25 protein-coding genes are annotated in these 26,151 nt (G+C 70.7%); 4 read left to right on the top strand and 21 right to left on the bottom strand.

Translation table 11 applies throughout. From position 1 onward, the window contains the following. Nucleotides 1-165 precede the first annotated feature (165 nt). Complete coding sequence (locus MYMAC_RS36300; protein WP_013936873.1) at nucleotides 166-366, bottom strand: hypothetical protein; 201 nt, start codon at nucleotides 364-366, stop codon at nucleotides 166-168. A 425-nt stretch (nucleotides 367-791) separates the two neighbouring features. Between MYMAC_RS36300 and MYMAC_RS36295 the strand changes: the two genes are divergently transcribed. Then, nucleotides 792-1,313: a hypothetical protein gene (locus tag MYMAC_RS36295; RefSeq protein ID WP_095961398.1), complete on the top strand. Its 522-nt coding sequence runs from the start codon at nucleotides 792-794 to the stop codon at nucleotides 1,311-1,313. Nucleotides 1,314-1,433: 120 nt separating this feature from the next. Further along, a complete protein-coding gene (locus tag MYMAC_RS36290; RefSeq protein WP_043709807.1) occupies nucleotides 1,434-1,814 on the top strand; it encodes a helix-turn-helix domain-containing protein in 381 nt (126 codons plus the stop codon). A gap of 19 nt (nucleotides 1,815-1,833) precedes the next feature. Here MYMAC_RS36290 and MYMAC_RS36285 read toward each other — a convergent pair whose 3' ends face one another. The 19 genes from MYMAC_RS36285 to MYMAC_RS36195 form a co-directional block, all read right to left on the bottom strand. After that, the gene (locus tag MYMAC_RS36285) at nucleotides 1,834-4,692 is read right to left on the bottom strand and encodes an Ig-like domain-containing protein (protein WP_095961397.1); all 2,859 of its coding nucleotides are present in this window, start codon (nucleotides 4,690-4,692) and stop codon (nucleotides 1,834-1,836) included. Between the two features lie 778 nt (nucleotides 4,693-5,470). Then, nucleotides 5,471-6,436 (bottom strand): ornithine cyclodeaminase family protein, encoded by a 966-nt coding sequence (locus tag MYMAC_RS36280; RefSeq protein ID WP_095961396.1) that lies wholly within the window; start codon nucleotides 6,434-6,436, stop codon nucleotides 5,471-5,473. Between the two features lie 7 nt (nucleotides 6,437-6,443). Beyond that, nucleotides 6,444-6,884 (bottom strand): DUF4326 domain-containing protein, encoded by a 441-nt coding sequence (locus MYMAC_RS36275; protein ID WP_095961395.1) that lies wholly within the window; start codon nucleotides 6,882-6,884, stop codon nucleotides 6,444-6,446. Continuing rightward, a complete protein-coding gene (locus MYMAC_RS36270; RefSeq protein WP_170114840.1) occupies nucleotides 6,881-7,561 on the bottom strand; it encodes a class I SAM-dependent methyltransferase in 681 nt (226 codons plus the stop codon). The genes MYMAC_RS36275 and MYMAC_RS36270 overlap by 4 nt, the downstream gene beginning before the upstream one ends. Before the next feature lie 268 nt (nucleotides 7,562-7,829). Further along, complete coding sequence (locus MYMAC_RS36265; protein ID WP_095961393.1) at nucleotides 7,830-8,606, bottom strand: Imm49 family immunity protein; 777 nt, start codon at nucleotides 8,604-8,606, stop codon at nucleotides 7,830-7,832. Nucleotides 8,607-8,624: 18 nt separating this feature from the next. After that, complete coding sequence (locus MYMAC_RS36260; protein ID WP_095961392.1) at nucleotides 8,625-9,953, bottom strand: TIGR02270 family protein; 1,329 nt, start codon at nucleotides 9,951-9,953, stop codon at nucleotides 8,625-8,627. Next, nucleotides 9,950-10,198, bottom strand: a complete 249-nt coding sequence (locus MYMAC_RS36255) for a hypothetical protein (protein WP_095961391.1) — start codon at nucleotides 10,196-10,198, stop codon at nucleotides 9,950-9,952. The genes MYMAC_RS36260 and MYMAC_RS36255 overlap by 4 nt, the downstream gene beginning before the upstream one ends. A 2-nt stretch (nucleotides 10,199-10,200) precedes the next feature. Continuing rightward, nucleotides 10,201-10,665, bottom strand: a complete 465-nt coding sequence (locus MYMAC_RS36250) for a DUF4150 domain-containing protein (RefSeq protein ID WP_095961390.1) — start codon at nucleotides 10,663-10,665, stop codon at nucleotides 10,201-10,203. Between the two features lie 11 nt (nucleotides 10,666-10,676). Next, a complete protein-coding gene (locus MYMAC_RS36245; RefSeq protein ID WP_095961811.1) occupies nucleotides 10,677-11,453 on the bottom strand; it encodes an Imm49 family immunity protein in 777 nt (258 codons plus the stop codon). A gap of 25 nt (nucleotides 11,454-11,478) precedes the next feature. Then, a complete protein-coding gene (locus MYMAC_RS36240) occupies nucleotides 11,479-12,057 on the bottom strand; it encodes an imm11 family protein (protein ID WP_095961810.1) in 579 nt (192 codons plus the stop codon). Between the two features lie 5 nt (nucleotides 12,058-12,062). Beyond that, entirely contained in the window at nucleotides 12,063-12,653 is a 591-nt protein-coding gene (locus tag MYMAC_RS36235) for an imm11 family protein (protein WP_095961389.1), read from the bottom strand. 29 nt (nucleotides 12,654-12,682) lie between these two features. Continuing rightward, entirely contained in the window at nucleotides 12,683-13,807 is a 1,125-nt protein-coding gene (locus tag MYMAC_RS36230) for an AHH domain-containing protein (protein ID WP_095961388.1), read from the bottom strand. After that, nucleotides 13,804-14,913 (bottom strand): beta-ketoacyl synthase N-terminal-like domain-containing protein, encoded by a 1,110-nt coding sequence (locus MYMAC_RS36225; RefSeq protein WP_095961387.1) that lies wholly within the window; start codon nucleotides 14,911-14,913, stop codon nucleotides 13,804-13,806. Before MYMAC_RS36225 ends, MYMAC_RS36230 begins: the two co-directional genes overlap by 4 nt. Before the next feature lie 5 nt (nucleotides 14,914-14,918). Further along, nucleotides 14,919-15,938 (bottom strand): DUF2169 family type VI secretion system accessory protein, encoded by a 1,020-nt coding sequence (locus tag MYMAC_RS36220; RefSeq protein ID WP_095961386.1) that lies wholly within the window; start codon nucleotides 15,936-15,938, stop codon nucleotides 14,919-14,921. 103 nt (nucleotides 15,939-16,041) lie between these two features. Continuing rightward, on the bottom strand, nucleotides 16,042-16,857 hold the full coding sequence (gene epsA / locus MYMAC_RS36215) for an exopolysaccharide biosynthesis glycosyltransferase EpsA (protein WP_095961385.1): 816 nt from the start codon (nucleotides 16,855-16,857) through the stop codon (nucleotides 16,042-16,044). Next, nucleotides 16,854-19,064, bottom strand: a complete 2,211-nt coding sequence (epsB, locus tag MYMAC_RS36210; RefSeq protein ID WP_095961384.1) for a GH44 family glycoside hydrolase EpsB — start codon at nucleotides 19,062-19,064, stop codon at nucleotides 16,854-16,856. Before epsB ends, epsA begins: the two co-directional genes overlap by 4 nt. A gap of 38 nt (nucleotides 19,065-19,102) precedes the next feature. Continuing rightward, nucleotides 19,103-19,660, bottom strand: coding sequence for a serine O-acetyltransferase EpsC (gene epsC / locus MYMAC_RS36205; RefSeq protein ID WP_013936895.1), 558 nt, complete (start codon nucleotides 19,658-19,660; stop codon nucleotides 19,103-19,105). 9 nt (nucleotides 19,661-19,669) lie between these two features. Continuing rightward, entirely contained in the window at nucleotides 19,670-20,683 is a 1,014-nt protein-coding gene (gene epsD, locus MYMAC_RS36200; protein WP_095961383.1) for an exopolysaccharide biosynthesis glycosyltransferase EpsD, read from the bottom strand. Next, nucleotides 20,680-21,198 carry a hypothetical protein gene (locus MYMAC_RS36195; RefSeq protein WP_238539951.1) on the bottom strand — a complete coding sequence of 173 codons (519 nt, stop codon included), beginning with the start codon at nucleotides 21,196-21,198 and terminating at the stop codon, nucleotides 20,680-20,682. The genes epsD and MYMAC_RS36195 overlap by 4 nt, the downstream gene beginning before the upstream one ends. A gap of 254 nt (nucleotides 21,199-21,452) precedes the next feature. Between MYMAC_RS36195 and epsE the strand changes: the two genes are divergently transcribed. Together epsE and epsF are read left to right on the top strand one after the other, a co-directional pair. Further along, nucleotides 21,453-22,691: an exopolysaccharide biosynthesis GT4 family glycosyltransferase EpsE gene (gene epsE / locus MYMAC_RS36190; RefSeq protein WP_095961382.1), complete on the top strand. Its 1,239-nt coding sequence runs from the start codon at nucleotides 21,453-21,455 to the stop codon at nucleotides 22,689-22,691. A gap of 239 nt (nucleotides 22,692-22,930) precedes the next feature. Next, nucleotides 22,931-24,505 carry a response regulator EpsF gene (gene epsF, locus MYMAC_RS36185; protein ID WP_095961381.1) on the top strand — a complete coding sequence of 525 codons (1,575 nt, stop codon included), beginning with the start codon at nucleotides 22,931-22,933 and terminating at the stop codon, nucleotides 24,503-24,505. A 15-nt stretch (nucleotides 24,506-24,520) separates the two neighbouring features. Here the strand turns inward: epsF and wzy are convergent, their stop codons facing one another. After that, on the bottom strand, nucleotides 24,521-26,107 hold the full coding sequence (gene wzy, locus MYMAC_RS36180; RefSeq protein WP_204817279.1) for an exopolysaccharide repeat unit polymerase: 1,587 nt from the start codon (nucleotides 26,105-26,107) through the stop codon (nucleotides 24,521-24,523). Nucleotides 26,108-26,151: the final 44 nt, after the last annotated feature.

Here is a 26,151-nt window from a genome sequence, read left to right as displayed (position 1 = left end):
CCCGCTGCCCCGTCTCTACGCCTGGCGCGGAGCCACGTCCTGGTTTCAAACGGGAAATCCTCCCATGAAGTTGAAGCTCAAACACTCTATCCGCTCAAGGCGCGCGGGGAATGGGGACGGGACGGCGGCCCCCGGGGACGGCGCGGGGCCGGTGGGTGGCGCCGCTCAGGGCGCGTCGTGGACGCGGGCGAGCCCCAGCAGCGTGAGGGTGCGCGAGCGCTCATCCCACGCGTACTCCAGCTCCAGCCCGTGCTGCGGCACGACATGGCGCGCCACCAGCCCGTTGGCGGCGGCGGGCGCACGCAGGGCCGAATCTCCCAGGCGCTCCAGCACCTGCTGCAGCGCGTGGAACGTCTCCGCCGTCATGCGGCCCACCTCCCGCCACGCTTGTGGCGCGTAATGCACGCGGTGAGGGCCCTGTCGTTGGCGGAGCTGCGGCATGTCCCGGTGTCCTTCGTCCTTTCCGGGGATGCTTCGTATGCCAACGGCGTGCCCACACCCCGGCGCTTGGATTTTCAACAAGCTGGGGCAGGTGCCGGGTGACCCGTGCTGCAGGAGTTACAGGCTTGCGGCCTCCGGGACGGAAGAAAGGACAGGCTCGAAGTCCCGGGAGTCACTGTTGAATGGCCCTTCGGGGCTGGCCATGGAAACGCGAGGCCGGCCCGGTGGACGGCCGGGGAGGCGGGGCATCGCGAGCCCTCGGCGCGTCCTGGCTGCCCGCCCGCGGCGGACGTGCCCAGGTTGAACGGAGGGCCGGGCATGCGGCGGCCCCTGGCAAGGAGGGAGGAAGGATGGCACGGCGGAGGTACACGCCCTGGTCCGCCACCAACGGCCTGCTCTTCGGGATGGCCGCGGGCGTGGTGCTGGCGTTGGCGGAGGTGGTGCTGGCGGTGGCGTCGGGGGACGGCCCCCTGCGGCCGGTGCGCATGTCCGCGGCGGTGCTGCTGGGGCCCCAGGCCTTCACGGCCCAGGTGGCGGACGGCACGGCCCTGCTGCTGGGCGTGGGCGTGCACCTGGTGATTGCGGCGGTGGTGGGGCTCTTCTACTCGGTGCTGGACGCGTGGCTGCCGCCGGACGGGCGCAGCCGCTGGGAGTTCCAGGCGGCGGTGGGGATGCTCTACGGCATCTTCGTGTGGCTGGTGAACTTCCAGTTCGTCGGGCGCGGCTCCTACCCGTGGTTCCTGGAGGTGCCGCAGTTCCCGCAGATTGTGCTGCACGCCGTCTTCCTGGGCCTGCCCCTGTCCACGCTGTTCACCGCGGCGGAGCGCCGCCGGTTGCTGCTGGATGCGGCGGAGAGCACCCCCGCCCGCTGAGGCGCGCGAGCGCTTTGAAAAAACGCGGAAGGTATGGTGAAAGTACCCGACCTTGAGGGTTTGCCCGGCGTCTTCCGGACGGGCGGCGGGCCGGCCCCCCTTCCGTGGACTGACACACGCATGGACACAGAACTGGCGAGCATGCTGGGGGCCGCGTCGAGAGCCGCCCGGGTGCGGATGGGCCTGACGCAGGCGGATGTCGCCGAGCGCATCGGGATGGCGTCGGAGGTGTACGGGCGGTTGGAGCGCGGCCACATGCTGCCCAGCGTCCAGAACCTGCGCCGGCTGTGCACGGTGCTGAACGTGCCGCCCCACGAGCTGCTGGGCCTGGGGGAGGGCTTCACCGCCCCGCCGCCGGTGAAGGAGAAGGCCGCCGCGAAGCATCGCGAGGACGACACGCCGGAGATGCGGCGGCTGATGCGCAACCTGCGCAAGCTGACGGCGGTGCAGCTCAAGCTGATGAACCTGGTCGCCTCGGCGATGCAGCACAAGAAGAAGTAGGCCGCGCCGCCGGGCCCCGCTACGGCGCGTTCCGCGTGACGAAGGGGAACGTCTGGACGGCGAAGTTCCCCGCGGCGTCGTCCATCCACACCTCCACGGTGTGCTCGCCGTCCACCAGCTCGCGCGTGTCCAGCTCCGCCGTCCAGGTGCCGTCCGGCTGGAGCGTGGCGGCCCGGATGCCCGAGCCGTCCCGCGTGAAGGCCACCCACCGCGCCCCGCTCACCGCGTCCGTCACCCGCGCGGTGATGACCACGACGCCGCTGTACGCCTGCCCCGGCGCGGGCAGCAGCAGCGCGGCCTGGGGCGGCGCGTCGTCGTAGCGCACCGTGCGCGTCAGGGTGGTGCGCAGTCCCGTCTCGCTCGTCACGTCGATGGTGAAGACGTTGTCCCCGGGCACCAGGTCCACCGTGGCCTGCACGCCGCCGCCGCCCCGGGGCAGTGCGTACGCGCGCCCCGGGGACAGCGTCACCGTGGTGGCGGACGCGGAGTACACGCCGATGTCGTAGGGCATGGCGTCCTGGGGCTGCGGCCCCACCAGCCACCCGTCCGGCAGGCCCGTGGACACCCACGGCGCCGCCGCGTCCACCCACACCGTCAGCATCCGCTCCGTGACGTGGCCCACCGAGTCCGTGGCCCGCACCAGGATGAGGTTCTCCCCCGGCCACAGGTCCACCCGGTGCGTCACGTCCCCGCCGCCCGCGGGCACGTCCGTCACCTGTATCCAGTTGGTCTCCACGCGCACCGGGGACCAGTCTCGCACCACCATGCGCACGTCCACGCTGTAGGTCGCCATGGCCGCGCCGGGCGTGGGGGAGACGAAGGTGATGCCCGGCGCGGTGTTGTCCACCATGACCACGGCCTCCTCGCTGGCGATGCCGCCGAAGGTGTCGGTGGCCACCAGCCGGATGACGTTGGGCCCGTCCACCAGGGGCAGCACCGCGTCCACGAAGCCGCCGCTGGGGTCGGGGGCCACCGGGTGGCTCACGCCCTGGATGACGAAGGTGGCCGAGTCGATTTCCGCGCCCGCCGCCAGCGGGGTGACGAAGCCGCACGCCTCCAGCGTCAGCGCGTCCGTGAAGCCCGGCAGGCCGCACAGCGTCACCGACGGCGCGGGGTAGGGGGACGGGTGCACCTCCACCGCGAAGGCCGCGGCGCTGCCCAGCCGGTTCTCCCGCGCGGGCGAAAGCGTCACGCCCGAGTACACCGCGCGCAGGTCCTGCACGCCCAGCTCGCTCCAGGTGGAGGCGCGGGGCCGCCACACGAAGGTGTACACGCCGTCCCCGTCCGCGTCGTTGTCCGCGCCCACCGTGACGCCCGCCACGGAGAAGGTCACCACGCCCATGCCGGGGCCGCGCGCCTCCCAGCCGCGGTCATCCACCACGCGCGCGGACAGCGTGTTGTCCAGCGCCACCGTGAGCTGGCCGTCCACCGGCGCCAGCAGCGTGGTGGTGGTGGGCACGCCGTCGGTGGGCGGCGGCGGGTTGGTGTACGTGGTGACGCGCACCGAGCCCTTCACGCCCGCGGCCTCCTGGGACGCCGCCACCACCATGACCTCCGAGCTGAGCGACGGCGCCAGTCCCTCCGGCGCCGTGACGGTGAGGGTGAGGGTGGCCTCGGTGTCGGGCGCCAGCTCCAGCGTGGCGCGGCTCAGCGAGGCGGTCCACCCGGGCAGGCCGCCCTGGGTGCTCAGCCGGTAGCTGTCCGTCTGGTAGCCGTGGTTGCGCACCGTGACGGGGTAGGTGACGGACTGCGCGCGCGGCAAGTCGTGTTCGAAGGGCCGGCGCGCGCCGCCGCTCACGCTGACGCCCACGCTGTAGTCGCCGAAGCACGCCAGCCCCAGCGAGGCGAAGGTGGTGGGGATGTCCGGGTAGCGCGTGTCCGCGCCCCAGCTCCCGTCGGCCGCCTGCCGCGACTTGAGCCACTCCAGCGCCTCCGACATGCGCCCGTCCGCGCCGGGCTTCCGGCCGGCGAGGCACAGCGCGTACAGGGAGATGCCGGTGGCGAACTCGTCCGGCGCGTCGCCCTCCAGCGAGCCCCAGCCCGGCGCGCCGCCGCCCGCGCGCGTGGACAGCAGCCGCGTGGCCATGGCCTCCAGGGCCTGGGCATTCACGTTGTCCGCGCCGGGGCCCGCGGCCTTCAGGCCCACCATGGCCCACGCCACCTGGTGCGTGTAGCGCTGGCCGTCGTTGCCCGGGCCGTCCGTCCCGTCATTCATGTGCGCGCGCACGTAGGCCGCGGCGCGCTCCAGCGCGGCCTGGTATTGCGCGGCCCGGGCCGGGTCCACGCGCTGCCGGGCCTGGGCGACGGCCGTCATCATCCGGGCGGTGACGCCCACGTTGCCGTAGCCCACCGGGTAGAAGGGGAAGTCCTCGCGCCAGCGGCCGGTGGCCTCCTGCCGCGTCAGCGCCCAGTCCGCGGCCCGCACCAGCGCGTCCGAGTAGCGCGTGCCCAGGTGCGCGTCATAGCCCGCCAGTCCGAAGGCGGAGTAGCTCGTCTTGGCGTTGGGGTAGTGGACGCCCTCGTGGAACCACGAGCCGTCCGCGCGCTGCTCGGAGACGAGCCGCCCGGCGATGAACTCCAGGTTCTCCCGGTTGGTGCGCCCGTTGTATGTGAGCGCGTCCAGGTCGTAGCCGGTGGTGCGCGCGTTCGCGAGGCCGAACATCGCCGCGCCGTGGCGGTGGCACGACGTGCAGCCGAAGCGCGCCGACCAGTTCGCCGCGTCCGCGCTGAGGTAGTTGATGGCGCGCTGCGCGGACTCGGCGTTGGTGGCCGCCCGTGCGGGCCCGGTCAGCAGCAGACCCGTCAGCGTGACGAGGACGAACGCGACGCGCGCGAGCGCGCCGCGCGGCAAGGCAGGTGAAGCGGCGTGTGAGGGCATGGGGGGCTCGCTCGAAGAATACCGCGCTGCGTATTCATGCAAGCAAAGCGCCCGGGGAAGCGGGCGCATGCCTGGCTCGCGTGCATGACAGCCATCACCTGTCCACGCGGGTCGCGCATCACCCCGAGGCGGGTTCACCCGAGGCATTCAAGACACATGTGCAATGCATGCTCATGGCCCTGACGCGCCGCGTGCGCGGCCTGGGCGCGATTGACTTGAAGCCAAAGTCATCCAGCGGGAGCGGCGAAGCACCCGCGGCCGTGCGACAGGCATTGCACGGGGGGGCATCACGGCGGCTTGTCGCGGCGGCGCGGATTCTCTTCAGGAGGCGGTGCGCCCGGGGCGGGGTGCGTCCGAGCCTCATGCCGCGGAGGGAGGGACGAGACGCGAGCGCGCTCGACTCATATCGGCTCAGATGCGCTGAGCGAAGGAGCCGTCGCAGTGGGCGTCCCCTCCGCGGTGTCGCCCCAACGGAGCCCTCGCGCCGGGGGGGCGGAGCCGGTCCCGGAGCTCGCTGTTCGGGAATGTCGGGGGTTTTGCGCCGCGAAATGTCCCGACATTTCCAAACAGCGAGCGCCTCAAGTGCGCCCCGGCCCGCCTGGCGTCCTGCCTCATGGCGCCCCTGATTCGCTGACGTCGATGCGCGCTCGGCCCGTGTGGGCGGCCAGCGCTGCTCGGACGACCCGCTGGCCAGGCTCAAGGAAGCGGCGGCACCGTCACTCAACAGCCTCCGCCTGTTCGCTTCATCCGCACGCCGCTATCAGGGGGAGGGTGGACCTCAGCTCCCGACGATGTCGAGGGCCTGTCCGAGTCCTCGCGCCAGGGCGGCGTCATAGAGGGCGCGGGCCAGTGCCACGTCCTGGAGGGCGAGCCCGGTGGAGTCGAAGACGGTGAGCGCGGTGTCGCTGGTGCGGCCGGGCTTCTTGCCGGCGACGACCTCGCCCAGGGTGCCCGCGATCTGCTCGGCGCGGAGGAGGCCGTCGTGCAGCGGGACGTTGACCTCGCCGGAGTGGAGGGCCTGCTCGGTGTCGTCGATGAAGACGCGGCCTTCGGTGAGGAGGCGCGCGTCCAACTCCTGCTTGCCGGGGGCGTCCGCGCCCATGGCGTTGATGTGGGCGCCGGGCTGGAACCACTCGCGCTTCACCACGGGGACGCGGGCGGGGGTGGCGGTGCAGACGATGTCGGCGCCGCAGGCCTCCTGGGTGCTGACGATGCGGCCGCCCTTCTCGGCCTGGAGGGCCTTGGCGGCGGCCTCGGAAGTGTCCGCGAGCAGCAGCTCCAGGCCGTCGCCGAAGAGGGCGCGGTGCGAGTCGATGAGCACGCGGGCCTGCACGCCGCAGCCGACGAGGCCCAGGGTGCGGGGCTGCTTCTTCGCGAGGAACTTGGAGGCCACGCCGCCGGCGGCGCCGGTGCGCCAGGCGGTGAGGAGGGTGCCGTCGAGGATGGCCAGGGGGGAGGCGGTGTCCGGGTCGCTGAGGATGTAGAGGGCGCGGACGGTGGGCAGGTGGTGCTTCTCCGGGTTGCGCGGATGGGCGTTGACCCACTTCACGCCCGCGGCGCCGTCGAGGAACGCGGGCATGGCGCGGAAGTCGCCGTCATAGGCGGGCAGGGAGAGGTACACCTTGGGCGGCATCAGCGACTCGCCGAGGCCGTGGGCACGGAAGGCCCGCTCGACGGCGGTGAGGCCGAGCTCGACGGTGTAGAGGCTGCGGAGGTCCTTCGCGCTGAGGATGAGGGTGGGCATGGCGGCGCTATATAGCGCTGACTCCGCCGGCTTGTGCGTCCACCCACTCCGCCAGGATGTCCGCGTGACAGGGGCCGGGCTTGCACCAGCAGCCCAGGCGTCTGCCACGCAGCGTCAGCAACGCGGCGCGGTAATCCGCGTCATGCCGGGTGCGCAGCGCCAGGTACCAGCGGAACGCGTCGAAGGCGTCCTCCTCTGGCCCCATGCGGCGCAGGGCCTCTTCGCGGACGCGCGCCTGCTCCGCTTCCGGCAGCGAGCCCAGCCACGGCGCGAAATAGGCGCGCAGCATGGCGCCCGGAGTGCGCACGCCTCCGGGCTTGAAGGGATTGCCGAAGCGGCCGGGCACCGGGTTGAGCGGGCTCGGCTTCGCGTAGGCGCGGAAGGCCCGGCCCACGTACACGTCGCAGCCGTCGTGGACATGGACCGCCGTGGTGCGCGTCGCGGTCATCGGCGTGGCTCCGAGACCTCTTGAATCCAGACGTGCTCCGGTCCCCAGGTGAAGAGCAGCCGGTGCTGGGAGACAATCGTGAAGCCCGGCGCCTCCACGGGCCGCGTCACGGTGATGATGCGCGTGCCGGGGCGGCAGGTGCGGAAGCGCTCCACCAGCCGGGCCCGCGTCTGAGGCGTCAGCGCCGTCCAGTTGGTGAAGACATGCGTGGCGTCCTGGAGGTCCGCGCGCGTCGCGTCGCCGACGATGAGCTGCGCGCCCGCCTTCTCCACGGACGCCCGGGCGAGGTCGACGTGGTGCTGCATCAGCTCAATGCCTCGGGCCTCCGCGCCCAGCCAGCGCGCGGCAATCAACGTGCGGCCGCGTCCCGCGCCCAGGTCCACCAGCCTTGAGCCCGGGCCCAGGCCGGCCTTCCGGAAGAGCCACACCCCGGTGTGTACCGGCATCTCGCCGTACATCAGCTCCTTGAAAATCTGCCCGCTCGCCTGGAGCACGCGAGTCGTCTCGAAGGAGCGCTTCAGCCGGTACGGCGAGACGCGGACCTCGTGCAGCCACAGGCGCAGGTAGGGCGGGAGCAGCCGGGGGTGGCGCAGCAGCAGGAGGACGTCGAAGAGCCGGGTGAACAGCTCGATGAACACGATGCTGATGCGCAGGACGACCAGCGCCGGCAGGGACATGCCGTAGTCGTCGTCGTCCTGCGCGGGTGGGGGAGAGGGGCGCTCCGTCACGGTTCCTCGAGAGGCCGGGAGAATAGCACTCCGAGGAACCGTGCCCGTGGCTTCACATCAGCGGATGCGCAGCAGCGAGGCGCCGGAGTTGGGGAGGAGGCCGCTGGAGTTGCCCCCCGTCAAATCGGACAGCTCAGGGTTGTGAATTCGCAGTGAGGAACTCGCGGGGAGACTTCATCTTGAGCCCGGGGTGCGGATGGCCGCGGTTGTCGTCGCCTCACCAGAGGGGGCGCCGCTCGATGTCCGAGGGCGGGGCTGACAGGGCGAGGGGCGGGATGAGAGGGTACTGCGTCCGGAGCCTCAGCCCCCGGGCTCGCGCCAGTCTGACGAAGGCAATCCCCTCGATGAACACGTGGGCGTCGGTGGCCAGGGCCAGCGGGTTGCCCGTTCCCGACTTCCTCGCGCGCTCCATCCGGGACTGCCAGGCCTCGATGGCCCGCAGGAGTGCCTCCTCGAACGCCTCAGGGTCTCCGTGGAGCAACGCTTTCAAGACGTCGAAGCGGGGGAACTCGGCGCCGTCCACCGCCCGCTCCAGGCGGTCCAGCAGGTCGAACAGCTCCGCCCGTGGCGTCTCAGGCAGGGCCAGTCGAGGCAGGAGCCGGAGGGACCAGTACTCATCCTCGTACTCCATCCCCGCCTGCCATTGAGGCTCCGCGAGCGCGTCAATGCGTCGCACCAGCGCCTCATCTCCCAGGGCCAGCGCATCCAGCAGCGGCTCCGCCCGGCTGCGCGCCAGGTAGTAGGGGTCCAGCGCTGGCCACAGGTGCTTGCGCTCGAGCAACTGCAGGTAGCTGTCCGCCGCCTGGTACAGGAGATAGAAGAACGTGTCCGCGTCGTAGCTGGCCAGCAGCGTGCCGCACCCCATCCGCCGGTAGAGGAGGCACACGTCGAGCACATGCTTGGGGTGCACGGTCCCCTCGCGCAGGACCTGGAGCCTCAGGTCGATGAGGTGGCCGATGTTCTCGGTGGTGAACTCAAGCTCCTTGATGCCCATGTCCTCTCCGGGGATTGGTCATCTCGACATCAGCGCATCGAAGGACTGGCTCGAGATGCGCTGGCGCGCGCCGGAGGCCTCCTTCAGCTCGTGGTACTGGCGTGACACGCGGCCTCGTGTCCGCACCCGGAGCGCCCCTCCGCTGCGCAGGGCCAGCTCCAGCGCCAGCACGTGCCGGCGGCGCATGGGCGCCTGGGCGAGCGCCGCGAGGAGCACCCTGCCGTCGAAGGGTTCCCCGTACAGGTAACGCTTCTGGGGGTCGAACTGCTTGCGGGCGCCGAGCCACCAGTCCGCGATGGCGTCCGCGGCTGGTACCGGGAGCGCCTGCTCGGGCCTGGGTGACAGGTCCGCCTCAAGGTCGTCCTCATCGAGCGGCGGCAGCTCCTGCTCCTCTGGCGACGTCCCCACGTAGGGGCCCTCGAGGCGCAGGCCGGTGATGGCGCAGAAGGCTTCCGCTGCCAGGAGGGAGGTGGGCGGGTCCTCTGCCATCCACTTGAGGCAGACCTCCGCGGCGGACACCTGCCCGCTGAACCCCAGGGCCCACAGGGCCTGGTGCCGAGACTCCTTCGCCTCGAGCCCTCGCAGCACGACTTCCAGGGCCTTCTCCCCGCCTCCCAGCGCCAGCAGCACCCAGGCCCGGGCACGCTCCGCGCAGCGCACCCCGGCCAGCTCCTGGCATGCGCTCCAGGCGGCCCGCATCCCTCCCAGCAACCCCAGCTCGATGCCCGCCAGACACACGGCGGGCTCCGGCGACGCCAGCGCGGCGCGGACAAGGGCCGCGCGGGCCGCCTCTGGCAACAGCCGCGCGCTCCTGAGCGCGGAGACCCGCACCGCCAGCTCCCCGTTCGCGGCGAGCGAGGTCAGCGTGCCCGCATCCAGCGACTCGCCGTGGAACGCGGCCACCTCGAGCGCCAGCGCCTTCAGGGCGGGCAGCGGGGACGCGGACAGGGGCGCCAGCCGCTCGGCCCACCCGGGCTCCTCCCGGAACTCCAGGGCCCCCTGGATGGCCACGTGCCGGGCCGCGTCACCTGCCTCCAGCGCCTTCAGTAACAGTCCGGTGGCGTCCCGGCCCCGCTCGGCGAGCAGCACGTACGCCGCGGCGGACACGCGCGCGGGCTCATCCTCCTCCAGCGCGGGCTCGGCCAGCTTCCGGGTCACCACGCCGCTGGCCTCGGCCAGCGCGTCGAGGTGTGCCACCAGGCGCGCCTCTTCCTCCCCCGTCTCCTGCAGGTCGAAGCGCGGCGACACGAGGCACTGTTCACGCCGGGCCCACAGGAAGGTGGCCTCGTCCAGGTGCTCCTCGAAGATGTCCCAGCGCGGGAGCAGGTCTTCGCGCAGCCCCGTCAATTGATGCCCACCGTTCCACCCTTGATGCGGTGGTTGCCCACGGCGCTGGACTCCACCTCGACGCCCTGGATGGAGACCCGGCCGTTGCGGCGCAGGGTGATGCGGGCCTTGCCGCGGGAGCGCACGACTTCGTCCTGGCCCTCGATGTGGACCCGCTTGCCATCCACCTTCGTGATGACGCCGGCCTCGGGCCGGGCCAGGTCCGCTCCGGGGGCGTGGCCGGGGTTCTGCTTTGGCGCCCCCATGGCTAGTAATCCTCCTTGCAGATGGCACACGTCTTCTTGCCAGTGCCCTGGCCCACGGCCATCACGGGGGGCTGGAGCACCGGCGTGGGAGGCGTGTTCTTGTCGTTGTGAAGCATGAGGTCCATGGCCCGGGCCACGTTCTTGCCTTCAATCTTCACGTCGAACGAGTAGTTGACGAACTCGGCCTTGCCCTTGGTTTTTCCCGAGACCACGCCTCCGCCCGCGGTGCCGGCCTCGTCCCCGGTGCTGGTGCTGAAGTGGGAGTCCTTCAGGCACGGCGGGTTGCCATCCACCGTCACCGTCTTGCTTCCCTTGGCCGTGTCCGAGGACTTCGCGATGTTGGGATAGGGAATGGGGATGGGGCCGGCCGGGCTCGGTGTCTTGCAGACGTCCGGGAACGCCACCGAGGTGCCGTTGCTGTCCTTCGTCACCACCGACATCTTGTTCACGCCGACATGGTTGGCCATGGCTTGCCTCGTCAGTCCTTCCAGAGGGGCTCGCGGAGCTGCTCCGCCGGAGGCGCGGTCAGCGTCGCGGCGGGGATGAGGCGGTACTCCTCACGCGTGGGCATGCCCCGGATGCGCGCCAGCCGGACGAGCGCCAGCCCCTCCACGAAGATCTCGGCCTCCGTCGCCAGCGCGTAGGGATTGCCCCGCTCCGACTCCGCGTCGCGCTCAAACTGGCTTGTCCAGGCCTGGATGAGGGCCTCCAGCGCCGCTTCGAAGCCCTCGCGGTCTCCGCGCGCCAGCGCCACCACCGCGTCGTAGCGGGGGTAGACGATTCCCTGCAGGGCCTCGTGCATCTGGCGCAATTCCTCACGGGTCTCCGGCTCGCCGATGGACGGGTCCAGGAGCCGGGGCAGCAGCATGAAGAACCAGAAGTCCTCCTCGTACTCCATGCCTTCCCGGTACTGGGTCAGCGCGCGGGCGTCGATGCGGCGCACCAGCTCCGCGTCTCCGAGGGCCAGGGCATCCAGCAGCGGCTCGGCCCGGCCGCGCGCCAGGTCGTAGGGGTCCGCCAGCGAGGGGTCGCGCTCCTTGCGCTCGAGGAGCTGGAGGTAGGCGTCGGCGGCGTAGAAGAGGCCCTGGAAGAAGAAGCTGGTGTCACCGCCGGCCAGCAGCGTGCCGCACCCCATGCGCCGGAACATGCGCGAGAGGTCCAGCACGTGCCGGGGCTTCGCGTTCCCCTTGCGCAGCGCCTCGAGCCGCAGGTCGATGAGTTGCTCCAGTTGGAGGCTGACGAATCCCGGGTCCATGCTCATCCTTGACGTCCCTTTACGCTCACCAGGTGAACTTTTCGCCCGGGCCGACCACGAACAGGCCGATTAGTTGCGCCTCTTGGAGCCGCTGCACCAGGTCCGAGCGGATGACGATGACGCGCGGCCACTCGCCCAACCGGAAGAGCTTCAGCTCCGCGGGCACCTGCTCCTGCCGCACCACCAGCCGTCGGACCGACAGAATCTCGTCCGTGCGGGCGCTGGCGGAGAACTTCGAGCGCTCCCGGTCCATGCACTCGACCTTCTGGAGCGGGTTGACGATGTAGAACCGACTCTTCAGGGCACGGCCGCGCTTGTCCTTCAGGGTGACGGGCAGGTACTCGAAGTCGTCGCCCGTGATGCCCTCCGCCTCCAATGCCTCGCGAGCCCGGGTGGAGACGATGAGCGTCCCCGAGGTGTTCTCGACGAAGTCGCAGAGCATGTCACCGCCCTCCTCGGAGAGGGTGAAGGTCGTCGACTCCGGGATGGTCCCCTTCAGGCGGACGCCATCCGTGAGCTGCATGTAGTCCGGGACGTTCGCGCTGACATCCTCAAGATAAGCCAGCCGGGGATCCGAGTTGATGCTGAAGACCTGGTATGCCATCTCGCTCACCAGATGAAATCCTCGCCTTGCTCGACCACGAACAGGCCGGTCAGTTGCGCCTCTTGGAGCCGCTGCACCAGGTCCAAGCGGATGACGATGACCCGCGGCCACTCGCCCAACCGGAAGAGCTTCAGCCTCGCAGGCACCATATCCTGCCGCACTACCAGCTGTTGAACCGACAGAATCTTGTCCGTGCGGGCGCTGGCGGAGAACTCCGAGCGCTCCCGGTCCATGCACTCGACCTTCTGGAGCGGGTTGACGATGTAGAACCGACTCTTCAGGGCGCGGCCGCGCTTGTCCTTCAGGGTGACGGGCAGGTACTCGAAGTCGTCGCCCGTGATGCCCTCCGTCTCCAATGCCTCGCGAGCCCGGGAAGAGACGATGAGCGTCCCCGAGGTGTTCTCGACGAAGTCGCAGAGCATGTCACCGCCCTCCTCGGAGAGGGTGAAGGTCGTCGACTCCGGGATGGTCCCCTTCAGGGGGATGCCATCCGTGAGCTGCATGTAGTCTGGGACGTTCGCACTGACGTCCCGGAGGAGGGCTACACGGGGATCCGGGTTGATGCTGAAGACCTGATACGCCGTTTCGTTGTTCATCACATTCCCATCCCCTCGTTGCGCCGGGGTCATCTGGGCTCGAGGACGAAGAACCCCTTCTTGAGGAACTTCGCACGCTGCTTGTCACAGATTCGTTTCATCGCCTGGGAGAAATCGGCGGCCGCTGTCTCCTCGGCATCATGCGGCGTCTCGGGAGTCTGCTTCAGCCCAGCGTCGATGAGCTTTAGGACGGGCTCCAACGCCGATTCAAGCTCCCTCGAATACGGCTTGTGGTCCGCGCCCATCTGCCAGGGAATGTGGGCGGCGAGGTCCAGGATGCGCCCCGGATAGACCTCGTTCGGCAGGAGGATCATGTTGTCTGGATTGTGGATGTTCCAGGTGCCCTGCATGACGATGCGCGCCCGGGACATGTAGTTCATGATGCTCGGGTCGGTGCTGGGCCCGTTGAGCACGAACTCCTGAAACGCGCTGGCGGGAATCATGTGGTGGTGGTCGTGCTCGTACGGGAACCACTTGCCCAGGCCCTGCATCGCGGGGTTGTCGCTCTGGGGAATGTGGAAGTTGATGGGCGCGAGCTGCGCCTTGTCGACGATGGGCGTGGCCAGCTCGCGGAAGGCATCGTCGTAGTCCGTGAGCGCGTTGTTCTTGGTGGCGCCGTAGACCTGCTTGAAGTCCTGCGGGTCCAGCGTCATGCGGTGCTTGACGTCCCAGGCGTGCCTGTCTTTCGCGAGCCAGCCCAAAGACTTGCCGTAGCGGCCGCGGTAGGCGTCAAGGAAGCGGGTGCCCTTGCCCGCCTCTGACTTGTTCTTCCGGGCCGCGATGTCCTCGGCCAGGGTGGTGTACTCATGCGTCTCGCGACTGAAGGTGTACTTGCGCCGGGCCGTGTCCATGACGATGAAGCCCAGCTTCATCGCCACTTCCCGGTTGTCGCTCCGAGCCTCCCCCGTGCCCGGAATGCGGCGCGTGTTGTAGACCTCGGGCTCGCTCTCCGCGCGCTTGATGCCATTGGCCCGGTAATGACAGGCGTGCGTGTCGTATTCCCCCTTGGGAATGGCGATGCACTCGTCGCTCGAGGTGCCGTATTCGTGCTTCCAGAAGCAGGGCTTGCCACCGCTCTTCTTGTGGAGCTCGATCAGGAACTTCCGCTCATCGATGTGCCGATTGTCCGGGTCGTTGACCTTCTTCGCGCTCATCGGCGTCCTCCCTGCGGGGTTGGAGCAGAAGCGAGCGGGTCAGCCCCCCGGAGGATGGCGGCGGCCACCTCACCGCTGTCCGCGCTGGACCACACCAGGATATCCCCCCCGCTGACGTGACGGCGCCACAGGGCATGCGCCCCCGCGGCCAGGGCCACCGCGCCGCTGGCGGCACCCGTGTCTCCCAGGGACACGGCCGGCCAGTGCTGTGCGGCCGCGGAGAGGTCGTGCTCCTCCGACAGCCGCACGAGCGTGTGGGCCCACTCGTCGGCCCGGCTGTCCTCCCCGTTGAGGTCCCCGTAGATGGCCCGCAGCGGGCGCTCCTGGGGGAGGACGCGGGCAATGACCTCCGACAGCGCCGTACCGGCGGACCGGGCACCGGAGGCGCGAGTGGCCTGCTCCCGCCCCGTCTCGGTGGCCTCCACGGTGCAACGGATGACCGCCTCCCGGCGCCTGGCGTCACGGAGCGGCTCGAGGAGGATGGCCGCCGCGGCCTCGCCCGGGACGAGTCCCCTTGGCTTGATGGTCAGCTTCAGCCGCCGCGTGGCCGCCAGCAGGGCCAGGGTGTCACTCTCCAGGAGGCTGTCCACGCCCAGCACGAGCGCGCGCTCGACGTGCCCCTGCTCGATGGCGGTGGACGCCTCGCGCAGCGCCCAGAGCGCGGCGGCGTGCCCCCGGAACACGACGTGCTGGCGGTGCTCCGGGATGGCGAGCCCGGCCTCGGCCACGAGCCGCGCGGGCAGTTGCTCCTGGAGGATGTCGTCGTAGAAATCGAGCTCCCGGTTCCTTGTCCGAGTCAGACCGACGTAGAGCCCCGTGCCCTGCCAGAACCGGGCGGGCTCCTGGCGGAGGCCTCCCTGGTGCAGCAGGTCCTCCATGGCGTGGAGCCCCATCCGCAGGTAGCGCCCGAGCCCCTGGAAGCCATCGGTGATGCCGCGCAGCGGGTGGGCGGTGAGGTGCTCGTTGCCGTTGCCCGCGTCTGCGGGCACCTCGAACTCCACGGGCCAGGGCCTGGCCATCCCGCATCGGAGGGCGCCATAGGCCGTCACGAGGTCATGGCCGACCGTCGTCACCATGCCCAGACCTGTCATCGCGAGGGGTGTCATGGCCGCTATCCCACTGAAGGTGGCTTCACCGCGATGTCCCAGACGTCGTCGGGCCCGTCCCACAGGGTGACGCTCCCTCGCCACAGGAGCATGACGCACGCGTCATCCGTGTCGATGATGCAGGTGTCGGGCTTCAGCGCCATGGGCGTATCCCCCGAGAAGGACAGGCTCACGCTCACCTCGGGTGGAGCTTCGGCGGGGAGCTGGAAGGAGAGGGGCCGCGGGGAGGCGTTGACGACCGTGACGGGGGTGCCTCCCTTCAGGTAGCCCGGCACCACCAGGCCGGCGGGCGCGGCGTTGTAGTAGCGCCGGTCGAAGTCCTTCGGCAGCCGGGGCATGCGCTGCTTGCGCCAGGCCTCGTCGTAGGTGCCCGCGAAGGCCGCGCGTGGCTGCCAGTGCGGGGAGAGGAAGCCAAACCCCGCGGGAGGCACGCGCTGGCCCGGTTGCTTCAGCGGGTGCTCCGGGTCCTCCAGGTTCGGCAGGCGGAGCTCCCCCTCGAAGGACCTCGAGTCCACGCGGAAGCCCACGCCCACGGGGTTGCGCGGCTCGAAGGCATGGCGGGCCGGGTCCGGGGCGCCGCGGTCCCACCCACCGAAGGCCCGCTCATACCGCAGGGGCATCCGCTCGAAGGGCAGGGGACGCGTCATGGAGACGCTCCCCAGGCTCTTGAACCACACCCTGTCGCCCACGACGCGCACGGCCTTCTGCGCCGTTCCGACCTTCAGCGACACCAGGAGGGAGGTGGTGTTGCGCTCGCGGGCATGGGCGTGCCCCACCAGCACGATGTCCGCGGCGGGCTTGAAGGGGGCGCACTCGGGCTCGTAGCGGTAGCTGGACGCCTCTGGGGGCCCCCACCACGTGCCCCCTGCATTCACGGGGACCTGCTTCTCCGCGAGCCGCAGCGCGCCCTGCCCGAGCCGGTAGGTCGCCTTGACGACGAGCACGAGCGTGGGACGTCCGTCTTCATCCGGGAGCACGAAGGGCTCGCAGGCGAACGGTGTCCGGTTGTCGATGGCGTTCCGCATTGGCTTTGCGGACGGGAGCTGGTGTCCCCCTGCAGCTCGCGTCCCAATGCCATACTACCCCGCGAAAGATTCCGACTCTAGCTCCGCCCGGGCGGGTCCGCGGCTACTCCGCCTTCTTCGCGCCTGTCCGCTGCCAGAGCTCGCGCAGCAGAATGGTGGCGAAGCGCGAGTCATTCAGGATGTACCGCCGCCACAGGCGCTTGGGCTCGTTGACCAGCCGGTACAGCCATTCGAAGCCCGCGCGCGAAATCCACACCGGCGCGCGCTTCGCCGTCCCGGCGATGAAGTCCAACCCCGCGCCAATCCCAATGGCCACCGTGGGGCCCAGCTTGGACGCGACCTGCGAAATCCACACCTCCTGCTTCGGGCTGCCCAGCGCCACCAGGAGCAGGTGCGGGTCCTTCTCGCGAATCTTCGCCACGATCGGGTCGTTCTGCGCGTCGCCGCCGTCCAGGCGCACCATGGGCGAATCCCAGCCCACCACCTCCACGCCGTACTGCTCGCTGACGATGCGGCCCACCTTCTCCGCCACGCCGGGGCCCGCGCCCAGGAGGAAGACGCGCCACTTGCGCTCCGCCCCCAGCTTCATCAGCGGGAGGATGAGGTCGGAGCCGGCGATGCGCTCGGGCAGCGACACGTCCATGGCGCGCGAGGCCCAGACAATGGGCATCCCATCCACCACCGAAATCGTGGCGCGCGAGTACGCCTCGCGGAACGGCACGTTGTCCTCGGCCAGCACCACGTGGTCCACGTTGGCCGTGAAGACGTAGCCGCCCTGGCGTGAATCCACCAGCCGGCCAATCTCTGTCACCGCTTCCTCGAAGGTGAGCTGGTCGATGGCGAGCTGGCCGATGTTCAGGCGCGCGCGGCCGGTGGTGAACGGGGACTGAGGAGGCACGGGAGTCGCGGCGGAGCTCATGGCTTCTTCACCGTCAGGTCGAGCACGGTCATGGAATAGGGCGGCAGCCGCTGGGTCAGGGAGCTTGCGGCCTTCGCGCCGGGAGTCTGCTCGGTGAACCCCCCAGGTGCGCCCGAGTAGCCCAGCACGCGCACGCTGTCGAGTGTCCCGCAGCCCTTGAGTTCAATCCGCGCCTGGGCGGCCTGGTCCGGGTCGAAGTTGAGCACCACCGCCACCAGCTTGCCGCCCGCCTCGTCGCGCGAGGCGAACACGCTGGTGTTCTCCGCGGCCTTCGCTGGCACCCACAGGTCCTGGAAGCGGCCCCCCTTGCCGTCGAAGTTCCGGAACGCGCGGAACGCCCAGAACACCGGCGAGCCCTCCGTGGGGTACTGCCAGAAGTAGGCGGAGTAGATGTTCTCCTGCGCGAAGCGGCCCAGCGCCTCCGCCTGCGCCAGCCCGCCGCTCATGTGCCGGAAGGCGCCGAAGTTGTACTCGCCAATGGAGATGCGCAGGCCCGGGGAGTTCTCGGCAATCCACTCCTTCATGCGCGGGATGAGGCGCACGGGCTCGCCAATCCAGGACTCGTCCTTGTAGGTGGGGTCCCACAGCCCGCGCGTGGAGCGGATGCGGCGCGCGTTGGTGGCCGGGTCCGTGTTGCCCTCCAGGCCGACGCCCACGTTCGTCTGTGGATAGAAGTGCAGGTCCACGATGTCGAGCAGCCGCACGCCCGTCTTCTTCTCATGCTCGCGGAGCTGCCGCAGGTACCAGGGGAGCAGCGGGACGTTGCCGTGCGCGCGCCGGTCCGAGTGCGGCATCTTCCCCGGCGCGAAGTCCAACGCGGACCACAGGTAGTTCGTCCAGCCCCACTCGGCCGGGCCGGCGATGAGGGCCTCCGGGTCTTCCTTCCGCACCACCGTGCCGTAGGCAATCGTGCGCTCCAGCAGCCCGTCATAGGACAGGGGCTCCGGGTGTACGTCGCGGTGCGTGGAGTTCCAGAGCATGGGCTCGTTGTCCAGGATGTACGTCTGGACGCTGCGCTGGCCCCGCGCCTGGTCCTTCTTCCGGATGGCGCGGATCCACTCGGCGACGAACTCCGGCGGCGCCTCCACGCTGGTGAGCGTCGGCGAGCCGGGCTTCAGCGGCGTGCCGTCCCGGGCCAGGCCGTTGCCCGAGCCGTTCTCCTCCTGCTGCTGGGGCCCGAAGCGCGTCACCGGGAAGCCCACGGACTTCGTGTCCTTGGCCACCCAGCCCAGGATGGGCACCGTCAGCGCGGACGTCATGCCGTGCTTGCGGTTGGACTCCAGGAAGTCGTCGTAGCTCAGGCCGATGTCGACGTTCTGGTAGAACCAGTCGTTGGCCGTGTTCCACGCGCCGCCCAGCTTCCAGTTGTAGCGGGACGTGGGGTTGCCGCCCCAGCGGCGCGTGGTGGCGCCCAGCTCGTACTGGTGCTTGTCGCGCTTCTCCGTGAGCCCGTCGAAGGCGATGCCGTAGATGAGCGGGCTGATGCGGTGGCCCGGCGCGGTGCAGTCGATGGTCATGGGCGCCTCGCGGCCACTGCCCTGACCCTGGCGGCCGCCTCCCGCGGCCAGCGCGGCGGCCAGGTCCGGCGGCAGCGGCACCAGCGCCACCTTGTCGAAGAGCACCCACTCCCGGCCCACGCTCTTGGCCGCGCGAAACACCACGCGGTCGAAGGGCTCGCCGCGCGGGTTGAGCTGCTCCATGGGGATGACGATTTCAGACCACTCGCCGTCCTTGCGGACCTGGAGCTCGGGGATGATGGGGACGCGGGGGAATCTGGCGGCGCCCGGGGCGTCCAGGCGGACCTCCAGGAACTCGCCGAAGGACTCCGGCGCGCTGAACCGGAACATGAGCGCGCCGAAGGTGCCCTCCAGCTTGGGCCGGTAGAGAATCCACCCGGCGTAGTTGAACAGGCGCATCCGCGCGGGAGCGCCCTTGGGCAGCGCGCGCTGCGCCCAGCCGAGGTCCTTCCAATCTGGGGACAGACCGCCGTCGTACAGCATCACCGGCGCGGTCTGCTCTGTGCCGGTGCCGGGCGTCGTGGCGGCGTTGCCCGTGCTCGCCGCGTTGCCCGTGCTCGCCGCGTTGCTTGTGCCCGTCGCCGCCGCGCCCTGCGCCTCCGCGCCCACGGCCCGCGCCACCGTCACGGTGCCACCGGCCAGCAGCGCGCCCGACAGGATGGCGGCGCCCGCCTTCGTTCGTGAACGCATCACTCCGTCCTTCCAGACCGCGTCATTACCCCGCCGCGCTACAGCACGACGTCGTCCATGTCCTTGCGCGGGAAGATGCGGGCGGGGATGCCCACGGCCACGCTGTCCGGCGGCACGTCCTGGAGCACCACCGCGTTGGCGCCGATGCGCGAGCGCGCGCCGATGCGCACCGGCCCGAGAATCCGGGCCCCCGCGCCAATCCACACGTCATCCTCGATGACGGGGTAGCCGTTGTCCTTCGCGGTGCCCACGGTGTTGTTCCCGTAGAAGCGCACGCGGTCGCCGATGCGCGCGTCACCGCCGATGACGACGCCCAGGCTGTGCACGAAGTACACGCCCTTGCCCAGCGTGACGTCCTTGCCAATCTCAATCCCCATCACCGCCGTCTGCGCCACGCGCAGCACGTGGTTCAGCAGGGGGATGCGGTAGGTCAGCGCGGCCTCGCGGGCGCGGTTGAGCGCGGTGATGCGGTACGAGTCACTGGTCAGCACCACCTTGGCAATGGACTTCGCGTCCGAGTTGCCATTGGCGGCCTTCGCCAGCTCCAGCGCATCCGTGACGAGCGAGCCAATCATCGAGTCCCTGGCCTTCAGCATGGTGTGTGACTACTCCCCCCGGCCCTGCAGGTAGCGGGCGACCTCGCGGGTGATGCCCGTCCAGCCGCCGGCCTCGCCGCGCGCGCCGCGCAGATACTCCATCCCGTACACCACGGAGGTGCCGGCGAAGGCGGCCTTCTCCAGGCCCAGCTTGTCCGCGGCGTTGGCGGCGTGCATCACCGCGCGCGTCAGCACGCGCGACGCGTCCGGCGCCACCAGCGTGGCCGCCAGCAGCGGGCGGGTGAGGGGGTTCGTCTTGAACAGCAGCCGCCACGGATTCACGTCGCGCACGTCCGGGTGCTTGCGCGCCACCTGCGTGTCGAACATGCCGTAGCGGTGCGCGCGCTTCAGCCAGCGCTCGAAGGAGACGTGGTCGCTGCCGTGCAGCACGTACGCGTCCCGCGCGAAGACGAAGCCGCAGCCCGCCTTCTCCAGCCGCACGCCCAGCTCCACGTCCTCCGACTGGCCCAGGGACTTGTCGAAGCCGCCCACGCCCACGTAGTCCGCGCGGGGGAAGGACACGTTCCCGGTGAACAGGTGCACGCCGCGCGCCCGCGCGCCGGGGGCGGAGAGCTCCTCCGCCATGCGGTTGTTGAGGTACGCGTACCAGCGCTCGAACAGCGGCATGTCGCCAATGGACGGGTCGGGGCGGATGCGGCCCAGCACCACGGTGCGCGAGCCCGGCGGGTGGTGCGCCAGGTGCCGCTCCAGGAAGTCCGGCGCCACCTGCATGTCGTCATCCGTGACGAGCACCACGTCACCACGCGCGGCCAGCACGCCCCGGTGCCGGGCCGCGGCGGCGCCCGCGTTCTGCTGCACCTCCACGCGCAGGGTGTAGGGCAGGGCCAGGGCTTGGAGCGGCGCGCGGGTGGGCTCCTTGGAGCCGTCATCCACAACGACGACCTCGAACCGCTCGGGCGGCAGCGTCTGCCCGGCCAACTGCCACAGCAGCCGGGTGATGAGGGGCAGCCGGTTGTACGTGGCGATGACGACGCTGAGCCGCGGAGCGGAGGAGGAGCTCATGCCTTCTTCTTCTGGGAGAGCGCCCGGCGCTGCTTCTTCGTCAGCCGGGGAAAGGTGACGCTGCCGAGGAAGCGCTCGTGGCCCACGAACTCCAGCGTCTTGTTCGCGGCGCCGAAGTCCGTCTCACCTAGCGTGACGCAGAGGAGGCAGCCGTCGGCGGCCAGCGCCAGGGGCAGGCTGGCCGGGTGGGTCAGCAGCGAGTCGATGACGGCGACGACGCGCTCACCCCGGGACACGCGCTCGCGCAGCGCCAGCACCTTCTGCGCGGCGGCCGTGGGCGACAGGCCGGTGGCGTCCTCCAGGTGGATCTTCTGCGTGTACGCGTAGGGCGCGCCCGCCTCCAGCACGGCCGCGGCGGCCTCCAGCGCGGGGGCGCCGGGGTGCGCTGGCACCACGGTGAGGAAGGCCCAGGCGTGGCGCTCCAGGGCGAACCACAGCCGTTGCAGCGCCGGGGACGGAATGGCGCTGTCGGTCGGAGTGGCGTCGGCGGGAGGTGCGCTGGAATCGGCTGCCATGGGGAGGCGCCCGGTATAGCGCAACGCGTGGCGGCGGCCCAACGGCCTCGCCGGGCAGCCCGGGGCGCGGCGGCCCGCCCACCCGCCAGGGCGCAGCGCCGTGACGATGGCCACACCGGACACCGGGCGCCGCGCCGCGTGCTCCCCGGGCGGCCCGGCGAGGCCCGAGGCGCCCATTCCACCGCGTGCGTGGAGGCCCGGTAACGGCTGGGTGCGCCCCCACCCACGCCGTGTCGGGGGCAGGCAGGCGTGTTATGCCATCCGCTGTGCAGAAGATTGGCTATTTGATTCCCGAGTTCCCCGGACAGACGCACATCTTCTTCTGGCGCGAGCTGCAGGCGCTGCCGGGGAAGGGCGTGACGCCGGAGCTGGTGTCCACGCGTCCGCCGCCCGCGCGCATCATCTCGCATAGCTGGGCGCGCGAGGCCATGTCGCGCACGGAGTACCTGGCGCCGCCGGGGCCCCTGGGGGTCGCCAAGGCCGCCGCGGAGGTGGCCCGCGCCATGCCCACGGGCTGGGCCCGGTGCCTGGCCTCCATCGCCCGCGCGGAGGGGCTGGACGCGAAGGGCCGCGCGCAGCTCCTGGCCTTCGCCGTCATGGGCGGCCGGCTGGCGTCGCTGGCGCGGGAGCGGGGCTGGACGCACGTCCACGTCCACTCGTGCGCCAACGCCGCGCACGTGGCGCTCTTCGCGAACCTCCTGTCGGGGCTGCCCTACAGCCTGACGCTGCACGGTCCGCTGGACGACTACGGCCCCAACCAGCGCGAGAAGTGGCGCCACGCGAAGTTCGCCTTCGTCATCACGAAGAAGCTGCTCAAGGAAGTGCATGAGGAACTGGCCGGCGCGCTGCCCTCGCGCATCGAGCTGGCGCCCATGGGCGTGGAGCTGCGCAAGTTCAACCGCGCCGTGCCGTACGCGGCGTGGACGGGGGAGGGCCCGCTGCGCGTCTTCTCTTGCGGCCGCCTCAACCCCTGCAAGGGCCACGCGGACCTCATCGACGCGGTGGGGATGCTGCGCGCCAAGGGGCTGGACGCGCGGCTGTCCATCGCGGGCGAGGACGAGGCCGGCGGCACCACGTACCGCAAGGTGCTGGAGGCCAAGGTCCAGGAGTCGGGCCTGGGCGACGCGGTGACGCTGCTGGGCGCGGTGAGCGAGGACGTGGTGCGCGGGGAAATCGAGCGCGCGCACATCTTCTCCCTGGCCAGCCTCCAGGAGCCGCTGGGCGTGGCCATCATGGAGGCCATGGCCATGCGCGTGCCGGTGGTGGTGACGGGCGCGGGCGGTGTGCCGGAGTTGGTGGATGACGGCGTGGACGGAATCCTCGTCCCCCCACAGCAGCCCGGCATCCTGGCGGACAGGCTGGAGGCCGTGGCGCGCGACGCCCAGGAGGCGCACCGGCTGGGCGAGGCCGGCCGCCGCAAGGTGGAGACGACGTTCAGCAGCGAGCGCAGCGCGGACATGCTCGCGAAGCTGCTCCAGCGGGCGGTGGTGTAGCGGTCCACACGGTGGGACGTCCTCCCGCGCCGGAAGGTGTTGCCGGGTCGTCACTGGCCCGCTGGCGGCCCTTCGTGGACTGGCCGGAGCGGCGGGCCCGCACAATGATGTGGGCGTCCTGACCGGGGGTGGTGTGTCCGCCTGTCCGCCGGGGACGGCGGCGGAGCGGGCCGGCCCCGTTGCCAAATCCCCACGGGCGCATTACCGCCTGGGGTCAGGCTCGAAGGGAGGCATCGCGGGTGACTGCGCCCGAGCAACCCACGTTCCATGCACCCACCCGGCTGGAGCCGCTCGTCACGAGCGTCCTGCTGGTGGATGACAACGCGGCCAACCTGCTCGCGCTGGAGGCCGTCCTGGAGCCGCTGGGCCAGCGGCTGGTGAGGGCGTCCTCCGGCCCCGAGGCCCTGCGGTGGCTGCTTCGGGAGGAGTTCGCCGTCATCCTGCTGGACGTGCAGATGCCCGGCGTGGACGGCTTCGAGACGGCCCGCCTCATCCGGCAGCGTCAGCGCACGCGCTACACGCCCATCATCTTCCTCACCGCGCACAGCCGCGACGAGGCCCACCTGGTGCATGGCTACACGGTGGGCGCGGCGGACTACGTGGTGAAGCCCTTCCACCCGGACGTGCTGCGCTGGAAGGTGGAGGCCTTCGTCGGGCTGTACCTCCATCAGCAGCGGCTCCAGCGGCATGAAACGGCGCTGTGGGAGCGCGAGCGGCGGATGCTGGAGCAGCAGGGCGAGCTGCGCTTCCGCCGGCTGGTGGACACCATGCCCCAGTTCGTCTGGGAGCTGCTGCTGGACGGCACCATCGGCTACGCGAACCGGGGCTGGCTGGACTACGCGGGGCTGACGCCGGAGCAGGGGCGGCGGTGGAAGGACACCCTGCACTGCCTCCACCCGGAGGACGTCTCCCCCCTCCGCGCCGCCTGGCAGGAGGCCCAGCGCGCCGGCCACCCGCTGGAGCAGGAGTGCCGGCTGCGGCGGGCGGATGGGGAGTACCGCTGGTTCCTGTCCCGCACCATCCCGGAGCGGGATGAACAGGGCCGGCTCGCCGGCTGGGTCTCCACGGCGACGGACATCGACGACGCGCGCCGCGCGGTGGAGACGCTGCGGGCGGCCAGCGAGGCCAAGGACATGTTCCTCACCATGGCGGCGCACGAGCTGCGCACGCCGCTCCAGGCCGCGCGGGGCTACGCGCACCTGGCCTCGGTGAAGGCGGGGGACGCGCTGGCGCCGGGCGTGGACAAGGCGTTGCAGGGCATCCACCGCAGCGTGAATCGCATGGCGAAGCTGGTGGAGAACCTGCTCGACGTGGGCCGCATCCAGCGGGGCGAGCTGCACGTGGAGCCCAGGGCGCTGGACGTGGGCGCGCTGCTGCGCGACGTGGCCGAGCACTTCCAGCCGCTGCCGGACGGCCAGCGCATCGAGCTGGACGCGCCCGAAGGGCTGCTGGTGCCCGGGGACCGCGAGCGGCTGGACCAGGTGTTCACCAACCTGGTGTCGAACGCGCTGCGCTACTCACCGGAGGGCGGGAGCATCCGGCTGGTCGCGCGTGAGGACGCGGGCCGCGTGCACGTGGCGGTGGTGGACCACGGGCTGGGCATCCCCTGCGGGAAGCTGGAGGACATCTTCGAGCGCTTCAGCCGCGCGCACGGGATTTCCTACGGCGGCTTGGGCCTGGGGCTGTCGATTGCCCGGGGCATCGTGGAGCGCCACGGCGGCCGCATCTGGGCGGAGTCCGCCGGCAACGAGGGCGAGGGCAGCACCTTCCACGTCGTGCTGCCGGTGGCGCCGGGCAGGTCGTCGTCGGCGTGACGCCGTGGCGGGGGCTCAGCCCTTGCGCGCGGCGGTGGGCTCGGGGGCTTCCTCGTTCGGATAGGTGATGGCGCCCGGCGGCGGCACGGGCGCGGTGGGCGCCGCGCCCAGCAGCCGGCTGCGGGGCATGGGCCACGCGCCGGTGTGCACCGCGAGCTTCCCCGTCATCGCCACGGCCAGCGATATCTGGAACGTGCAGATGTACGAGATGATGCCCATGTCGCCGAACACCTGGTTGATGTACGTGGCCACCAGCCCCACGATGATGAGCGCGGCGGCGCGGTGCTCCGACACGTTGGAGCGGTGGTACGCGCGCACCACCAGGTAGACGGTGACGGCCAGGTACAGCCACACGCCCGTGTAGCCCAGCATCCCGCCGAAGGCGAAGAGCCCCAGCAGCGAGTTGTGCGGGTGGAAGCGGTACTGGGGGAAGACGAAGGCGATGTCCGGCAGCGGGATGGGCTCCAGGAACTCATGGCCGTAGCCGGTGCCCAATATGGGGAACTGGGCCCACGTCGCGATCATGTCCAGGTTCTCGATGTCGCGGTAGTCCAGGTTGCCCTCGCCGCCCTGGCCATCAATCAGCGAGCGGATGGTCTGCACCGGCGCGAAGACGGACGAGCCGGAGTTCCACCCCGCCGCGATGTACACGACGATGAAGGGCACGAAGAAGGGCGTCAGCCGGACCAGGAACTTCTTCAGCGGCGTCCACGGGTTGATGAGGAAGGCCGCCAGCAGGCAGCCGGCGAAGCTGACGTAGGCCAGGCGCCGGTCGTTGAAAATCATGCCAATGCCGATGAGCGCGATGATGCTCAGGCCGCGCAGCACGTGCGCGGACTTGGGCTTCTCCACGAAGCGCAGCACCGCCACCAGCAGGGCGAAGACGAAGGTCATCGAGTCCGAGTGGGACGTGGTGTACTCCACCTCCACCCCCAGCTCGTGCACCACCACCATGGCGAAGTAGGTGCTCACCGCGGACTTGGTGAGGCCGGCCAGGATGATGGTCTTCGCGAAGAGGGGCCAGTCCTCCGGCCCCCGCATCGCGTAGTGATACATGGCGACGATGAAGGGCATCATCGCGGCCTGGTGCCATTGCCAGAGCGAGTTCTTGATGTCCCCGCCCCGGGCGATACCCCGCACCTCCATCCAGAGGATGGCGATGAGGGACAGCGCCACCGCGAAGAGCAGCGGCCGCGGCATGGGCAGGGGCTCCGGGTCGATGCTGGACCCCTTCACCCGGCGGTACATCGCCAGCCCCATCAGCCCCAGGATGAGCACGTCCACCAGCGGGAAGCGCAGCGCCCCGATTTTGGTGATGTAGCTGAGCTGCGCGAACATCAGCTCGCCCAGCGGGTACAGCGGCGAGGGCCAGAGGCCCGCCTGGGGCCGCTCCGGCACGTAGTCCACCGCCAGGACGAGCCAGGTCACCACCACCACCGGGTACTTCACCGGCACCTTCAAGATGACCCACACCACCCCCAGCCCCAGCACCGGGGCCAGGGCCACGACGGGGTGGAGGAGGGCGCCGCCCACGGTGGCCAGCACCAGGAAGGCGAGCAGCGCGGTGTAGCGCAGGTAGGGCGGCCGGTGAGGGGCGTACATCGGGACCGGAGGAGGCTACATCCCAGGCACGGGTTGGGATAGAT

It is taken from the genome of Corallococcus macrosporus DSM 14697 (genome assembly GCF_002305895.1).
Taxonomy (GTDB): Bacteria; Myxococcota; Myxococcia; order Myxococcales; family Myxococcaceae; genus Myxococcus; species Myxococcus macrosporus.
The sequence above is the reverse complement of the archived record's forward strand: the minus strand, read 5'-3'. Positions and strand labels throughout refer to the sequence as shown.